This is a genomic window from Flavobacterium gelatinilyticum, assembly GCF_027111295.1.
GTDB lineage: Bacteria > Bacteroidota > Bacteroidia > Flavobacteriales > Flavobacteriaceae > Flavobacterium > Flavobacterium gelatinilyticum.
Window position 1 is genome coordinate 488,396 of record NZ_CP114287.1, and the last position, 16,664, is coordinate 505,059.

16 protein-coding genes are annotated in these 16,664 nt (G+C 33.5%); 6 read left to right on the forward strand and 10 right to left on the reverse strand.

The genetic code is table 11. The features are described 5' to 3' along the window. Positions 1-277: 277 nt before the first annotated feature. The 9 genes from OZP11_RS02115 to OZP11_RS02155 all read right to left on the reverse strand — a co-directional run bounded on the left by OZP11_RS02115 (position 278) and on the right by OZP11_RS02155 (position 8,456). Positions 278-706, reverse strand: a complete 429-nt coding sequence (locus tag OZP11_RS02115) for a hypothetical protein (RefSeq protein ID WP_281233596.1) — start codon at positions 704-706, stop codon at positions 278-280. 136 nt (positions 707-842) lie between these two features. Continuing rightward, the gene (gene sucD, locus OZP11_RS02120; protein WP_057118027.1) at positions 843-1,715 is read right to left on the reverse strand and encodes a succinate--CoA ligase subunit alpha; all 873 of its coding nucleotides are present in this window, start codon (positions 1,713-1,715) and stop codon (positions 843-845) included. 86 nt (positions 1,716-1,801) lie between these two features. Continuing rightward, entirely contained in the window at positions 1,802-2,164 is a 363-nt protein-coding gene (locus OZP11_RS02125; RefSeq protein ID WP_281233597.1) for a nuclear transport factor 2 family protein, read from the reverse strand. A gap of 1 nt (position 2,165) precedes the next feature. Further along, positions 2,166-3,095: a UDP-3-O-(3-hydroxymyristoyl)glucosamine N-acyltransferase gene (locus OZP11_RS02130; protein ID WP_281233598.1), complete on the reverse strand. Its 930-nt coding sequence runs from the start codon at positions 3,093-3,095 to the stop codon at positions 2,166-2,168. Between the two features lie 120 nt (positions 3,096-3,215). Beyond that, a complete protein-coding gene (efp, locus tag OZP11_RS02135) occupies positions 3,216-3,782 on the reverse strand; it encodes an elongation factor P (RefSeq protein WP_207296332.1) in 567 nt (188 codons plus the stop codon). Positions 3,783-3,906: 124 nt separating this feature from the next. Beyond that, complete coding sequence (lpxA, locus tag OZP11_RS02140) at positions 3,907-4,692, reverse strand: acyl-ACP--UDP-N-acetylglucosamine O-acyltransferase (RefSeq protein ID WP_012024961.1); 786 nt, start codon at positions 4,690-4,692, stop codon at positions 3,907-3,909. 70 nt (positions 4,693-4,762) lie between these two features. After that, entirely contained in the window at positions 4,763-6,151 is a 1,389-nt protein-coding gene (locus OZP11_RS02145; RefSeq protein ID WP_281233599.1) for a bifunctional UDP-3-O-[3-hydroxymyristoyl] N-acetylglucosamine deacetylase/3-hydroxyacyl-ACP dehydratase, read from the reverse strand. Further along, positions 6,144-7,187: a UDP-3-O-(3-hydroxymyristoyl)glucosamine N-acyltransferase gene (gene lpxD / locus OZP11_RS02150; protein ID WP_281233600.1), complete on the reverse strand. Its 1,044-nt coding sequence runs from the start codon at positions 7,185-7,187 to the stop codon at positions 6,144-6,146. The genes OZP11_RS02145 and lpxD overlap by 8 nt, the downstream gene beginning before the upstream one ends. A gap of 39 nt (positions 7,188-7,226) precedes the next feature. Continuing rightward, a complete protein-coding gene (locus OZP11_RS02155) occupies positions 7,227-8,456 on the reverse strand; it encodes an HD domain-containing protein (RefSeq protein WP_281233601.1) in 1,230 nt (409 codons plus the stop codon). A gap of 221 nt (positions 8,457-8,677) precedes the next feature. Between OZP11_RS02155 and porX the strand changes: the two genes are divergently transcribed. The 5 genes from porX to OZP11_RS02180 all read left to right on the forward strand — a co-directional run bounded on the left by porX (position 8,678) and on the right by OZP11_RS02180 (position 13,210). Beyond that, positions 8,678-10,231, forward strand: a complete 1,554-nt coding sequence (porX, locus tag OZP11_RS02160; protein WP_281233602.1) for a T9SS response regulator signal transducer PorX — start codon at positions 8,678-8,680, stop codon at positions 10,229-10,231. A gap of 80 nt (positions 10,232-10,311) precedes the next feature. Next, complete coding sequence (tsaE, locus tag OZP11_RS02165) at positions 10,312-10,719, forward strand: tRNA (adenosine(37)-N6)-threonylcarbamoyltransferase complex ATPase subunit type 1 TsaE (RefSeq protein ID WP_281233603.1); 408 nt, start codon at positions 10,312-10,314, stop codon at positions 10,717-10,719. Between the two features lie 7 nt (positions 10,720-10,726). Beyond that, positions 10,727-11,494 (forward strand): DUF4262 domain-containing protein, encoded by a 768-nt coding sequence (locus OZP11_RS02170; protein ID WP_281233604.1) that lies wholly within the window; start codon positions 10,727-10,729, stop codon positions 11,492-11,494. Between the two features lie 105 nt (positions 11,495-11,599). Continuing rightward, positions 11,600-12,799, forward strand: coding sequence for an alanine dehydrogenase (locus OZP11_RS02175; protein WP_281233605.1), 1,200 nt, complete (start codon positions 11,600-11,602; stop codon positions 12,797-12,799). 36 nt (positions 12,800-12,835) lie between these two features. Then, positions 12,836-13,210, forward strand: coding sequence for a DUF4258 domain-containing protein (locus OZP11_RS02180; RefSeq protein ID WP_281233606.1), 375 nt, complete (start codon positions 12,836-12,838; stop codon positions 13,208-13,210). A 194-nt stretch (positions 13,211-13,404) separates the two neighbouring features. Here the strand turns inward: OZP11_RS02180 and OZP11_RS02185 are convergent, their stop codons facing one another. Continuing rightward, positions 13,405-14,070 (reverse strand): uracil-DNA glycosylase, encoded by a 666-nt coding sequence (locus tag OZP11_RS02185; RefSeq protein ID WP_281233607.1) that lies wholly within the window; start codon positions 14,068-14,070, stop codon positions 13,405-13,407. Between the two features lie 159 nt (positions 14,071-14,229). Between OZP11_RS02185 and OZP11_RS02190 the strand changes: the two genes are divergently transcribed. Next, on the forward strand, positions 14,230-16,395 hold the full coding sequence (locus tag OZP11_RS02190) for an endonuclease MutS2 (RefSeq protein ID WP_281233608.1): 2,166 nt from the start codon (positions 14,230-14,232) through the stop codon (positions 16,393-16,395). Positions 16,396-16,664: the final 269 nt, after the last annotated feature.

The window sequence follows — 16,664 nt, forward strand, 5'->3', positions numbered from 1 at the left end:
GAGACTGTTAGATAACACTGAAAATCGCCTGCTTTCTTTGCTATTACTGGGATTAACCAGAAATGTTAAAATTTTAACATTAGTTGAAGATTTAGAATTTATCGTAAGATTTTACTTTGTTTTTACATTTAAACAAATTTGCTCTCGCTTTATTTAAATCAGCTTTTTAACATAAAAAATAAAGCATTCCGGCTTTTCACTTTGAAAACATAAACAAATAAAAAAGTCTTACTAAACTAAGTAAGACTTTTGAAATTATATTTTGAGAAGAAAATCTTTAAAAAGCGACATTCCATCTTGGTAATTTAGCATTTTCATCTAAGAAATTCTGCAAAACCTGCCCTTCAACAGCAGTTGGAATTGCTTTTGCATCTGCATTAAAAGTTTCGTACCAAACTACTTCAAGTTCTGAAATGTTTTCTAATTTCATTTGTGCAGGCCAAGAGTATTTTCTTCCTGTTTTTGCAAATTGGTGACCGTTTACAATTTTATCGTAAAGTCCGCCGCTTTTACTTTTTAAAGTTCCGTCATTTTGTACCGTTCCGGTAGAACCAACCATAATTAGTTCTTTTTCATTTCCTTCAACTGCAAATACCACAAAAATTCCGGCGCTTCCTTCCGGAGCATTGCAAACTTCTTCTAAACTATCATTTACAGTAAAAGTGAAACTGTTTGTTGATTTAAACTTTTCTAATTCTTTATACATATTTTTTTGTTTAAGCTCCTGAGCAGTTTAAGACTCAGAGATGCTAAGTTCTTTTGTTTTTACTTGTATTACAAAATGGAAAAAAGTCTCAACAAAATTGAGACTTTTTAGAATTTATTATTTTGAATACCGGAGATTATCCAAGTACTTCTTTTACTTTTTTACCAATTTCAGCTGGTGAATCAACAACGTGGATTCCGTTGTCTCTCATGATTTGTTTTTTAGCAGCAGCTGTATCATCAGAACCTCCAACGATAGCACCTGCGTGACCCATTGTTCTACCAGCAGGAGCAGTTTCTCCAGCGATAAAACCAATAACTGGTTTACGGTTACCATCAGCTTTTACCCATCTTGCAGCATCAGCTTCTAACTGACCTCCAATTTCACCAATCATAATGATTGCTTCAGTTTCAGGATCATTCATTAATAATTCAACAGCTTCTTTAGTTGTAGTTCCAATAATTGGATCTCCACCAATTCCAATAGCTGTAGTGATTCCTAAACCTTGTTTTACAACCTGGTCTGCAGCTTCGTAAGTTAAAGTTCCTGATTTAGAAACGATACCAACTGTTCCTTTTTTGAAAACAAAACCTGGCATAATACCAACTTTAGCTTCTCCCGGAGTAATTACACCTGGACAGTTTGGACCAATTAATCTTGAATTTCTTTCTTTAACATAATTATTTGCTTTAATCATGTCTGCTACAGGAATACCTTCTGTAATAGCGATAATTACTTTAATTCCTGCATCAGCAGCTTCCATAATTGCATCAGCAGCAAAAGCAGGCGGAACAAAAATGATAGATGTGTCAGCTCCAGCTTGGTCTACAGCGTCTTTTACTGTATTAAAAACCGGACGGTCTAAATGGCTTGTACCACCTTTTCCAGGAGTTACACCTCCAACAACATTAGTACCGTACTCAATCATTTGAGAAGCGTGGAAAGTTCCTTCGCTTCCTGTAAATCCCTGAACAATTATTTTGGAATCTTTATTAACTAAAACACTCATGATATATATTTTATGTAGTTTTTAAATTTGTGTTGCAAAAATAAGGTTTTGTAATGTAATTTGCCTCTTTTATTGTCAAAAAAATATTAAGAAAATTGACTCATCTGATAACCTCTGTAGAGCTTATCATCTTTTATCTGCCAGATTACTGCAAAATGGGCCAGCAGCATTTCCTCACGCGGGTTCTCGATTGTTTTTACATAATGAGAATAACGTACTGATACTAAATCATCTTCAGTAATAATATGACTTATTCTTACTTTAGAACGCACATAAGCCCTGCTGAGCTCATTGGCCATTTCAAGAATAGAATCATAATTCATCTGAATAAATCCTTTACTGCTGTTCCAGTCAATAATAACATCGGGATGCAGATATGTTTTTAGAATTTCACTATCAATTAAGGCATCCGACTTATAAAATTTTTGTACAAATTCTTTAATAGACATATTACTTTAATTTACTTAGAATTTCAGGAATCTTTTTGATATTGGCTAATTGTTTTAACTTTTCTCTTGATTCTTCGATTGGAGTTCCAAAATATGATTTTCCTCCTTCAACCGATTTAGTAACGCCTGTCTGTCCCATAATAACAGCTTTCGCTCCTATTGTGATGCCGCTTGTTGTTCCTACCTGACCCCAGATGGTAACTTCATCTTCTATAACAACACAGCCCGCAATTCCGGTTTGTGATGCAATTAAACATTTTTTACCTATCACAGAATCATGTCCAACATGCACCTGATTGTCGATTTTTGTTCCTTCTCCAATTGTGGTATCTCCGGTAACTCCTTTGTCAATTGTACAAAGTGCTCCTATACCAACATTATCTTCAATAATAACCCTTCCGCCGGAAATTAACTGATCAAAACCTTCCGGACGTTTTTTGTAATAAAAAGCATCGGCGCCTAAAATAGTTCCGGCATGAATAATTACGTTATCACCAATTATGGTGTGGTCATAAATAGAAACATTCGAATGAATCAGACAGTTTTTTCCAATTTTAACGTGATTACCAATAAAGCTGTTAGGCTGAATCACAGTACCCTCTCCAATTTCAGCAGATGAAGCGATTGCCACATTTGCAAACTGAAAAGGTTTAAAATGTCTGGTTAAAGTATTGAAATCTCTGAAAGGATCATCAGAAATTAAAAGAGCTTTACCTTCCGGGCAGTCCACTTTTTTATTAATTAAAACAATAGTTGCTGCAGATTGTAAAGCTTTGTCGTAGTATTTTGGGTGGTCAACAAAAACAATATCGCCAGGTTCAACAACATGAATCTCATTCATGCCCAAAACCTGAAAGTCTTTATCGCCAACGAATTCGCAGTTAAGCAAACTTGCAATTTCATGTAAAGAATGACTCTTTGGAAATTTCATATATAATAATTAGAAAATTTGTCAATTAGAAAATGAGTCAATTAGAATGTGAATATACAAAATTATGCCGATTCACAAATTATCTAATTGACTCATTGTCAAATTATCTTAATTAAAGACTTACTCTTTTACACGCTCCATGTATGAACCTGTAGCAGTATCGATTTTAATTTTATCTCCTTCGTTAATAAACAATGGTACGTTTACGGATGCTCCAGTCTCAACTGTTGCATTTTTTGTTGCATTTGTAGCTGTATTTCCTTTTACTCCAGGCTCAGCGTAAGTAACTTCAAGAATTACAGATGCAGGCATATCTACAGATAAAGGTAAATCAGTTTCTGTATTAATCTGAACCATTACGTTTGTTCCTTCTTTTAACAAATCCGGAGCATCAAGGATATTTTTGTTTAAAGAGATCTGCTCGAATGTTTCAGCATTCATAAAATGAAATTCATCACCTTCAGGATATAAAAACTGAAATGTATGTGTTTCAACACGGATAACATCAATTTTGTGTCCTGCAGAAAAAGTATTATCCAATACTTTACCTGAAGTTAAACTTTTTAGCTTCGTTCTTACGAAAGCAGGACCTTTTCCTGGTTTTACGTGAAGGAACTCAATAATTTTGTAGATGTCGTGATTAAATTTAATACACAATCCGTTTCTAATATCTGATGTAGATGCCATTTGTTTTTTTATTTTAGATTTTAGAGTGTAGATTTTAGATTTACTAAAGACCTAAAAATACACATTTTTAATATTTTTTATTATCTAGTTTAGAAATCTAAAATCAGAAATCTAAACTCTAAAATTAATAGTTACCTGAATAACCTTTCATTATTCCACGGGATGAATTTCTGATAAAATCTAAAATTTCATCTCTCTCAGGAGTTGCTTCCATTTCAGCTTCAATAATACTTAAAGCCTGAGTTGTGTTGTAATTCTTCTGATATAAAATTCTGTAAATTTCCTGAATTTCTCTAATTTTTTCAGTACTAAATCCTCTTCTTCTTAAACCAACAGAATTAATTCCAACATACGACAATGGTTCTTTAGCCGCTTTTGTATAAGGAGGAACATCTTTTCTTACCAGAGATCCGCCCGAAATCATCGCATGATCCCCAATATGAATAAACTGGTGAATAGCTGCTAAACCGCCAATAACAGCGTGATTACCAACTACAACGTGACCTGCTAAAGCCACACCATTTACGATAATCGCATTATTGCCAATCTCACAGTCATGCGCAATGTGCGCGTAAGCCATTACAAGACAATTATTTCCAAGAATAGTCTGCCCGGAAGCAATTGTTCCTCTGTTTATTGTAACGCACTCTCTAATAGTACAGTTATCTCCAATAATTGCTAAAGAATCTTCCCCGCCAAATTTTAAATCCTGCGGTACTGCCGAAATTACAGCTCCCGGAAAAATGTTGCAGTTTTTTCCTATTCGAGCCCCTTCCATAATGGTTACATTTGAACCAATCCAAGTACCATCACCAATAACAACATTATTGTGAATAGTTGTAAAAGGCTCAATTACAACGTTTTTAGCGATTTTCGCGCCAGGATGAACATATGCTAATGGTTGATTCATCTATATTTTATATTTTAAATTAAAATAATCTGATTTGAGGGCAACAAACCTAAACAATAAATTTGATTAATTATTGTTTTCTTGCAATTTGTGCCATTAATTCTGCCTCAGTCACTAATTTTCCATTTGCATAAGCATTTGCCTGCATATGACAGATCCCTCTTCTGATAGGAGAAATCAACTCACATTTAAAAATTAATGTATCACCCGGCAATACTTTATGTTTAAATTTAACATTGTCAATTTTCATGAAGTATGTTAAATAATTTTCCGGATCCGGAACAGTGCTTAAAACTAAAATCCCACCTGTCTGCGCCATTGCTTCAACAATTAATACTCCAGGCATAACCGGTGCTTCAGGAAAATGTCCTACAAAGAAATTTTCGTTCATCGTAACATTCTTCAATCCAACCACATGACGATCAGACATTTCGATAATTCTGTCGATTAACAAAAATGGAGGTCTGTGAGGAAGCATTGACATAATTTTGTGAATATCCATCAAAGGCTCCTGATTCAAATCATAAACCGGAACATGATTTCTTTGTTCGATTTTAATGATTTTAGCAAGTTTTTTAGCAAATTGAGTATTTACAAAATGACCTGGTTTATTAGCAATAATTTTTCCTTGAATACGTACTCCAATTAGAGATAAATCCCCAATAACATCAAGCAATTTATGTCTTGCTGCTTCGTTTGGATAATGCAGGGTAAGGTTATCTAAAACTCCGTTTGGTTTTACAGAAATTTCATCCTTTCCAAAAGCTTTCTTTAAATTCTCCATTGTAGACTCAGAAATCTCTTTATCTACGTAAACAATAGCATTATTTAAATCACCTCCTTTAATAAGTCCGTTTTCTAACAATGATTCTAATTCATGTAAAAAACTGAAAGTTCTTGAGTTTGCGATTTCTTCTTTAAAATCTGCAATGCTTTTAAGTGTAGCATTCTGAGTACCTAAAACTTTAGTACCAAAATCTACCATTGTAGTAACTTGATAATCATCGCTTGGCATAACAAGAATTTCACTTCCTGTAGCTTCGTCAGTAAACGAAATAACTTCTTTTACTACATAAACATTACGGCTTGCGTCTTGTTCTTCAATACCAGCTTTTTCAATTGCTTCAACAAAATATTTTGATGAACCGTCCATAATAGGAAGTTCAGAGGCATTTAATTCAATAATAATATTGTCCAAGTCGCAGCCAACTACTGCTGCTAACACGTGCTCAGGAGTTTGAATTTTTACACCTAATTTTTCTAAATTAGTGCCTCTTTGCGTGTTTACAACATAATTAGCGTCGGCCTCAATGACTGGCTGACCCTGTAAATCTACTCTGACAAAAGTGAAACCATTATTAATTGGAGCTGGTTTAAAAGTCATTGTAACTTCTTTTCCAGTGTGTAATCCAACTCCTGTTAGTGAAATTTCATTCTTGATGGTCTTCTGTTTAACCATTATTTCCATTTTTTGGGTTTATTATTTGTTTCTTTAATTCTTCCAGTTCGGCAACTATCTTAGGAAAGTTTTTAAAATGCACATACGATTTATTAAAATCAGAATATGACAAAGATGGCGTTCCCTGCAAAATTTCATCATCTTTAATATTTCTTGCTACTCCTGATTGTGCCTGCATTCTAACATTATTACCTATTGTTAAATGTCCAACAATACCTACCTGCCCGCCAATCATACAGTTCTCTCCAATTTTGGTAGATCCGGCAACACCGCTTTGTGCAGCAATTACAGTATTCTTACCAATTTCGACATTGTGAGCGATTTGGATTTGATTGTCTAACTTAACTCCTTTTCTAATTATAGTAGATCCAAGAGTTGCTCTGTCAATTGTAGTGTTTGCACCAATATCAACATTATCTTCAATAATAACGTTACCAATTTGCGGCACTTTACTATATGATCCATCCTCATTTGGGGCAAATCCAAAACCATCTGCACCTATTATAACACCAGAGTGAATCGTGCAATTATTACCAATTACAGTTTCAGAATAAATTTTTGCACCGGCAAAAATAAAAACATTATCTCCAATAACAACATTATCACCAATAAAGCTGTTTGGATAAATTTTTACATTATCACCCAAAACAACATTTTGTCCTATATAACTAAAGCTTCCTAAATATAGATTTTCTCCATGTTTAGTTCCTTCAGACATAAATGACTGAGGTTCGATACCTGTTTTATTTAATTTTACCTGATTATAAAAATGTAAAAGTTTAGAAAAAGCCGCGTAAGCATCTTCAACTTTTATTAAAGTAGTTGTAATATCCTGTTCCGGAACAAAGCTGTCGTTAACAATTGTAACTGTGGCTTTTGTACTGTATATGTAATTGATATATTTGGGATTAGCCAAAAAAGTAAGGGACCCCTCGTCACCCTCTTCTATTTTAGAAAGTCTCGAAACTTCGGCATTGGGATTTCCAACAACTTCACCTTCTAAAATTCCTGCTATTTGTTCTGCTGTAAATTTCATCGCGACAAAAATATAAAAAATAGATTTTAAATGTTAATTTTAGATAAGTTGTTTTGGAAAACAGATATAATATTTTGTTACTAATTTAGATAACGATTTCAAATTCAACTGGTCAGAAGCTTCAACAACATCTTCAATTGTTTTATCTTTTTTCAAAATTCGTATAGGTTCCGCTTCTTTACTATAAGCCTGATTCTTAATTTTACCTCTAAAAATGAAATATCCTGCATCTACTGCCGATATATTATGGGCTTCTGCAAATTCTTCTTTTAAAGACTGTGATTCTTCCACTGGGATTTTCTCTGCACTTAATTTTATCTTTAGCAAATCCCTGTTAATGATCATCTTACTTAAAGTAGAAAGAATAAAATCAGGATGTCTCTGCCATGATTTTAAGGCGCTGATAATATCAAAATCGTCTAATTGAGAAAATAAATCCAGTTTTTCTGTATCAAAATTCTCAAGCGTAATTTTGTTCTGCATGAAATACAGCAATGGCTCACTGCACGGAAGTTTCACTCCTTTTAATGTTAATTCTTTTGCTCTTTTAAGCACTTTCATTAAAATTAATTCGGCTACAAGGCTGGTTTTGTGCAGATACGCCTGCCAGTACATTAATCTTCTGGAAAGCAGAAATTTTTCAACAGAATAAATTCCTTTTTCTTCTATAACTAAAACATCATCTACTACATTCATCATCTGGATTAATCGTCCGGAATTTACATTTCCTTCAGCAACTCCTGTATAAAAACTATCTCTTTTAAGATAATCCATTCTATCCATATCCAATTGACTTGAAATCAACTGCAGCATGAATTTCCTGTGATATTCACCTTTAAAAACCTGAATGGCGAGGCTTAGTTTTCCGTCAAACTCATCATTAAGCTTATTCATAAATAATAAGGAAATAGCCTCATGATTTACATCTTCAACAATACTTCTTTCCATAGCATGCGAAAACGGTCCATGTCCTATATCATGAAGTAAAATAGCGATATACAAAGCACATTCTTCATCGCTGGAAATAGCAACTCCTTTAAAACGGAGCGTTTCAACTGCCTTTTGCATTAAATGCATACAGCCCAGAGCATGATGAAAACGCGTGTGATTGGCTCCCGGATAAACCAAATACGACAATCCCATCTGCGAAATACGGCGTAAACGCTGAAAATAAGGATGCTGGATCAGGTCGTAAATAAGTTCATTGGGGATAGATATGAACCCGTAAATTGGGTCGTTGAATATTTTTAATTTATTAATATGAGTCACTATTGGGTTATTTTTTTGGTCAACAAATATAACTAAAATAAGTATAAACAGATTTGAGTTTTTAACTTAAAAATCCATATTGATCATCAGTAAATTCTTAAAAGTTTAAAAAACGAAAAGAATATCATAAAATAAATTTCATTTTAACATATCTAATTTTATACTATTTTTAATACTTTTTAAGTTCTATAGCTTTAAATTGCATTAAAATAAATTTGTTTATGGATAAAATAAAAATACTTTGGGTCGATGACGAAATCGATCTTCTAAAGCCTCATATATTGTTTCTGGAGAAAAAAAACTACTCCGTAACTACCAGTAATAACGGTCTTGACGCCATTGCACTTTTTGAAGAAGAGAATTTTGATATTGTTTTTCTTGATGAAAATATGCCGGGAATGAGCGGACTGGAAACCTTATCGGAAATGAAAGAAAAAAAATCAGCCATTCCGATGATTATGATCACAAAAAGTGAGGAAGAATATATAATGGAGGAAGCAATTGGTTCTAAAATAGCCGATTATCTTATAAAACCTGTAAATCCAAACCAGATCCTGCTGAGTTTGAAGAAAAACCTGGACGATTCAAGATTAATTTCTGAAAAAACAACTTTAGATTATCAAAAGGAATTCAGAAAAATTTCGATGGAATTAGCAATGGTTAATTCTTATGAAGACTGGGTAGAATTATATAAAAAACTTCTTTTCTGGGAATTAAAACTGGAAAACATCAACGATCAGGCAATGATCGAAATTCTTGAATCTCAAAAAATTGAAGCCAATTCGCAGTTCGGGAAATATATAGAAAGAAATTACGAAGACTGGTTTGCGCCAAAAGCCGATAAACCGATTCAGTCTAATACTCTTTTTAAGGAATTGGTCGTTCCGGAAATCAAAAAGAAAGACAAACCAATTTTATTTGTTGTAATTGATAACCTTCGCTACGATCAGTGGAAATCTTTTGAAACTGTGGTTTCAAATTATTACAAACTCGAAAAGGAGGTTCCGTATTATTCAATTCTTCCAACCGCTACACAATATGCCAGAAACTCTATTTTCTCGGGTTTAATGCCTTTAGAAATGGAAAAACAACATCCGGAATACTGGAAAAATGATGTCGAAGACGGCGGAAAAAACCTGTACGAAGCTGAGTTTTTAACAGCACAATTAAAACGTCTCGGATTAAATATTAAGCAGGATTATTTTAAAATCACCAATTATGCCGGAGGAAAAAAACTGGCAGAAAATTTTAAAGCCTTAAAAGGAAACGATTTGGTAACAGTAGTGTACAACTTCGTAGATATGCTGTCGCACGCCAAAACAGAAATGGAAGTGGTTAAAGAATTGGCTTCTGATGATAAAGCATATCGTTCTTTAACCTTAAGCTGGTTCAAAAACTCTCCTTTATTAGAATTAATCCAGCAGGCACAACTTTTGGGCTTCAAATTGATTTTAACAACAGACCACGGAACAATTAATGTAAAAAATCCGTCGAAAGTTGTGGGAGATAAAAATACAAGCCTAAATTTGCGTTATAAAACAGGCCGTAGTTTAACGTACGAACAAAAAGATGTTTACGTGGTAAAAGAGCCTAAAACCATTGGTCTGCCAGCTATTAACATGAGCAGTTCGTTTATTTTTGCCAAAAATGATTTCTTTCTGGCTTACGTAAACAACTACAACCATTATGTTAGTTATTATAAAAACACATATCAGCATGGAGGTATTTCATTAGAAGAAATGATTATTCCGTTTTTGGTTTTTAATCCTAAATAATGTGTTCTCAGCCGCAGTAAAACTGAAAAGTGTGACTGCGGCTGAAAACTATAACTGCGACCAAACAAATAAATTTAAATATGAATATCGTTTTTTCATTAGATCAAATTCAGGAAACCGCTGAGCAGATTATTGCTTCAAATCCTAAAAAAATAATCCTTTTTAACGGAGAAATGGGAGTTGGAAAAACCACCTTAATTAAGCAGTTATGCAAAAGTTTAGGAGTTCAGGATGCAACAAGCAGCCCTACTTTTTCTTTGGTAAATGAATATTACACTTCTAACAATCAGCTAGTGTATCACTTTGATTTTTACCGATTAAACAAAGAAACTGAAGCACTTGATATGGGTGTCGATGATTATTTGTATTCAGGAAACTGGTGTTTTATCGAATGGTCTGAAAAAATTGCAAATCTGATTCCCGAAGAACATTCTACCATAAACATTGAGTTATTGGCAGATGGGAAAAGAAACCTGACACTAAATTAAATTATAAATGTCAGCCGAAAACGATCACAATTGCATTGATACAGATACTCTGTTTGAAAACACGAAAAGTAATATTGAGAAGTACGGACTTCAGGTTATCATAATTGAAGCTACTGATTATTTACCTTCATTTGCCTATAGTATTGGGCTTTGGGAGAAATACAATCATCCCGAAATAATTTGTTTCGGATTATCAAATTCTCTTCTTCATACCTTAATAAATAATGTCGCGGAAACAGTTAAAGAAAACGAAACTATAATTACAGGTAAAAACTATTCAGGTATTTTTATGAATGGAAGTGCTGAATTTTTAAATGTTCATTCTGATAATATATCCGACTATTTCGGCACAGCAATAAATTATTACAAAAGAAATGATTTTCAAGCTCTTCAATTAATATGGACAGATCGAAATGACAAATTTCCATGGGAAGAAAATTTCGAAGAAGAATTTATACATAAGCAGCCCTTATTAGACAGAAATCATACGTTTAAATTTAGAGAAGCCAGGAACTTAGCCGCTTTCACAACAAAACAATGGCTGGAAGGAAAACCAATTCTAACCGTTTTTCATGACAATGAAGGTGATTGGATATTTTTAACTGATGATGATGCATCAGCTGAAAACCTCATAATTGCAGCACTTGAACAGTTAATCCTAAAAGACAATTCTTTAAATCAGCTTTTCAACCTTGATTATGGTGAAGAAGCCGAAAGAAAATTCATTGGAGATGAATGGACTAGAAGTATTACAGAAGATACTGAGGAAGAATAAACATCTTATAAATATATAAAATTTCAGTTCAGACTATTAGCAGAATTTTTGCATTAATTTTAAAACTTTTTACGTAATTTGTACCCTTAATTTGTTTGCACACCCATGTCAATTACTTTAACCCCGTTTACAAAACAACAATTAATACCACAAGAAGAAAAACTTGAGGTTGGTCGTTTTAAAAGTGAACTTTTCATCGGAATTCCAAAGGAAACCAGCTATCAGGAACGTCGTATCTGTCTGACTCCTGACGCCGTTAATTCACTTACGTATGAAGGACACCGGGTTATGATAGAATCCGGAGCAGGAGAAAGTTCCAGCTATACTGATAAAGAATATGCAGATGCGGGTGCCGAAATAACAAAAGATACTAAACGAGTTTTCAGTTGTCCGCTTCTCTTAAAAGTAGAACCGCCAACATTGGCCGAAATTGAAATGATAAGTCCTGAAACGACAATTATTTCAGCTATTCAGCTTAAAACCAAAAAGAAAGAATATTTTGAAGCTTTGGCAAAAAAGAAAATTACCGCCCTTGCTTTTGAATATATTAAAGATGAAGACGGATCCTATCCGGCCGTAAAATCTTTAAGCGAAATTGCCGGAACCGCATCTATCCTTATTGCAGCCGAATTAATGATTACAGACGAATTTGGAAAAGGACTTTTATTCGGGAACATTACCGGTGTCCCTCCTACCGAAGTCGTAATTATAGGTGCCGGAACAGTTGGCGAATTTGCAGCAAAAACGGCATTAGGGCTAGGTGCCAACGTAAAAGTTTTTGATAATTCAATTACCAAACTTCGTCGATTACAAAACAATTTAAGTCAAAGAATTTTCACATCAACTATTCAGCAAAAAGGCTTATTAAAAGCTTTAAGACGCTGTGATGTCGCTATTGGTGCGATGCGAGGTAAAGAGCGCTGCCCGATTGTAGTAACTGAAACCATGGTCGAGCACATGAAAAAAGGTGCTGTAATTGTAGATGTAAGCATTGATACCGGCGGATGTTTCGAAACTTCGGAAGTAACAACGCATGAAAAACCTACCTTTATAAAAAGCAATGTACTGCATTACTGTGTACCGAATATACCTTCCCGTTATTCTAAAACTGCTTCGCTATCAATCAGTAACATTTTAACACCTTACCTGCATCAGATAGCCGAAGATGGTGGTCTCGAAAGTGCCATCAGATGCAATAAAGGCCTTAAAAACGGGATTTATTTATATCATGGAATCTTAACAAACAAAGCTATCGGCGACTGGTTCGATTTACCGGACAACGATATTAATTTACTTGTATTCTAAAGGAACTTTAATGTACCTTTGCAAAAAAATTATTTCATGAAGTTCGTACACCGTTTTGCATATTATTTGATTGGATTAGTTATGGGATGCTTTTTTGTAGCCCTTGTATTTAGTGGTAAAGACACACGCTGCAATTATTTTCCAAACGCCAGAGTTTTAAATAATCTAAGAACAAAACCATTTCAATATTCCGATAAAGCCATTCAGACTTTAAATGAAAAATGGGTTGACACTGCCGATATCAAAAGCACATTAACATATGGTGATGTCGATTTTGACCAAAGCAATGTACCATTTAACAAAGGAAAACTCTATATTATAGAAGGAAAAACAGCAAAAAATCAGGAAATTATTCTAAAAGTAGTGAATTACGAAAAGAAAGCTGTTTTAGAAGAAATCATTAAAAAATAATTCTTCTCATTTTTGACATTTCGACCGAAGGGAGAAATCGCATAAGAAACTCGACAAAGAATGATAAAATTTCCATGTAGAATTACTTGTGTGATTTCTCCCTTCGGTCGAAATGACAAATCGAATTTAATTCTATCAAAAAGATAAGCAAAAGTGCAAAGTTTTTTCCTTTGAACCTTTGTTCCTAATAAAAATTACCACTCAATTTCTTTTAATCCTTTTGATTTTAAAAAATCATTCGTCTGACTAAAATGTTTGTTTCCAAACCAAAATCCTCTGTTGGCACTTAATGGCGAAGGATGTCCGGATTTTAAGATATGATGTTTCGAAGCGTCAATTAAAGCTGCTTTCTTTTGGGCAAAACCTCCCCAAAGCAAGAAAACAACATTTTCTTTTTCTGCAGAGATTTGTTTGATAACGGCATCTGTAAATTTTTCCCAGCCTTTTCCCTGATGACTTCCCGCTTCAGACTGTCTCACGGTTAAAGTAGCATTTAAAAGAAAAACACCCTGATCTGCCCAGCGTTCCAGATTTCCTGTGGTAGGCAGCGGTTTGCCAAGATCGGTTTCAATTTCTTTGAAAATATTATATAAAGAAGGTGGAAATGAAATTCCATCGTTTACAGAAAAACATAAACCATTTGCCTGATTTGGACCGTGATAAGGATCCTGACCAATAATAACAACTTTTACCTGATCAAAATGACAATGATCAAAAGCTGAAAAAATCTGACTGCCTTTTGGATAACAAACCTTTGTAGTATATTCAGATTTTACAAAAGAAATTAATTCGTTAAAATATGGTTTTTCAAATTCCTCATTCAAAACCGGCTTCCAGGAAGTATGCATTTTTACGTCCATAATATTTTTTTATGCGAATTTCAGGAATTTTTAAGTAAAATCAAAAAGTCGAAAGTTGAAAGTCGACGAAAAATAACAGCAAATGAAAAACTCATAATTAACAATTCACAATTCATGAATGTTTTCGTATTTTTGCTTCTACTTTCTTAAAGAAAATAAATGATTAGTATTACCGAAAAAACATTACAAGACTTACAATTTCCAACCGTACTCGAAACCATTTCAGATGGTTGTAATACTGATATTGGAAAAGAAAAAGCTTTACAAATAAAACCTTTCAGAGATAAAGAAGAATTAATGCAGTCCCTGCTGCAGACATCAGAATATGTATCTTCTTTTCAAAATAATAACGCGATTCCAAATCACGGATTTGACGCCATAACGCATGAAATTAAGTTTCTTGCCATCGAAGACAGTTTTCTTGAAGTAGGAAGTTTTAGAAAAATTGCCAATCTTTCTTCAACAACCAATGTATTACTGAACTTCCTGAAAAAGTTTGATGATTATTATCCAAACTTAAATGCAAGAGCTTCGCGTGTCGAATTGACAAAAGATATCATCACCGCAATTGATGCAATCGTAGACAAATACGGAGAAATTAAAGACAATGCTTCTCCTGCTCTTTCCGGAATCCGCCAGAATATGAATTTGGTCCGTGGTAAAGTAAACCAAAGTTTTGGTGTGGCTTTAACACAGTACAACAGCTTAGGATATCTGGATGATATTAAAGAAAGTTTTGTACAAAACCGCCGCGTTTTGGCTGTTTTAGCCATGTATCGCCGTAAAGTAAAAGGCTCTATTTTAGGAAGTTCCAAAACCGGAAGTATTGCTTACATAGAACCCGAAGCTACTTTAAAATATTCCAGAGAATTAGCCAATCTTGAATATGAAGAAAAGGAAGAGATTACGAGAATTTTAAAAAATTTATCGAACGTAATTCGTCCGTACCTTCCTTTGTTAATTGAATATCAGGACTTTTTAAGCGATATAGACGTCGTGGCCGGGAAAGCCAAATATGCAAACCGCATTAACGGAATTCTGCCGACGATTACTGAGGAAAGAAGATTATTCTTTAGAGAAGCGTATCATCCTATTTTGTATTTAAACAATAAACAAAAACAGGAAGTTACACATCCGCAAACCATTGAGCTAAAACAAGAAAACAGAATTATTGTAATCTCAGGTCCAAATGCCGGAGGAAAAACAATTTCTTTAAAAACAGTTGGTTTGTTACAATTGATGCTGCAATCCGGAATTTTGATTCCGGTTCATGAAAGAAGTGAAACTTTCTTGTTTGACAGAATCTTAACAGATATTGGAGATAATCAATCTATTGAGAATCATTTAAGTACTTATAGCTACCGATTAAAAAACATGAATTACTTTTTAAAAAAATGTAATCATAAAACTATGTTTTTAATTGACGAGTTTGGTACTGGTTCTGACCCAGAATTAGGAGGAGCTTTGGCTGAAATTTTCTTAGAAGAATTTTATCATCGCGAAGCTTTCGGAATTATTACAACGCATTATTCTAATTTAAAAATTCTGGCAAACGAATTGCCTTATGCAACAAATGCGAATATGATGTTCGATGAAAAGTCATTAGAACCAATGTATAAACTAGCATTAGGTCAGGCCGGAAGTTCGTTTACATTTGAAGTTGCACAAAAAAACGGAATTCCGTTTGGGCTAATTAATCGTGCAAAAAAGAAAATCGAAGTTGGGAAAGTTCGTTTTGATAAAACCATTGCAACGCTTCAAAAAGAGAGATCAAAACTTGAAAAAACTTCATTGAATTTAAAAGAGGAAGAAACTAGAGCTCGTGAAGAAAGTAAAAAGATGGAAAACATCAATACCAAAATCCAACAAAAACTGGAAAGCTATCAGGAATTGTATGACAGCAACCAGAAGATTATATATATAGGACAAAAAATTGATGATATTGCTGAGAAGTATTTTAACAACAAAAACAAGAAAGAGCTGATTGGCGAATTTTTGAAAATTGTTGAGATCGAAAACTCAAAACGTAAAAAAGCAACTCCGAAAGAAGTAAAAGCAAAAGTTGAAAAACAAAAAGAAATTATTGCTGAAGTTCAGGTAAAAGTTGAAGAAATTCGAAAAGAGAAAAAAGAGAAAAAACTTAAACCAGTTGTTGAAAAACCAAAACCAATTTTAAAAGTTGGTGACCGCGTAAGAATGCTTGACGGAAGATCTGTTGGAAGTATCGATTCTATTGAAAAAAATAAAGCAACAGTTAATTATGGCATTTTTACTTCGAAAGTAAGTTTGGACGAATTGGAATTGGTTGAAGCAGTCAAAAAATAAGTTTTCAGTCGCAGTCTCGGTTTTTCAGTCTTGAAATTGACTAAAAAAAGACTAAAATTAAAATAAAACGTTTTAATAAACGTTTTTCTTTTTAAAGTGAAATATGATCGCCAATTTCTAAAAACCGATTAAAATCAATTTATGAAAGCCGTTTTTAATCTTTAAAATTGATTTAATTTCAAAAACCATAAATAAATTTTATATACAATAAAAATCTTACAATTCAGAAGCGAATTAAAGCTGGTTCGAGAGAAGTCAAAACAATTTAA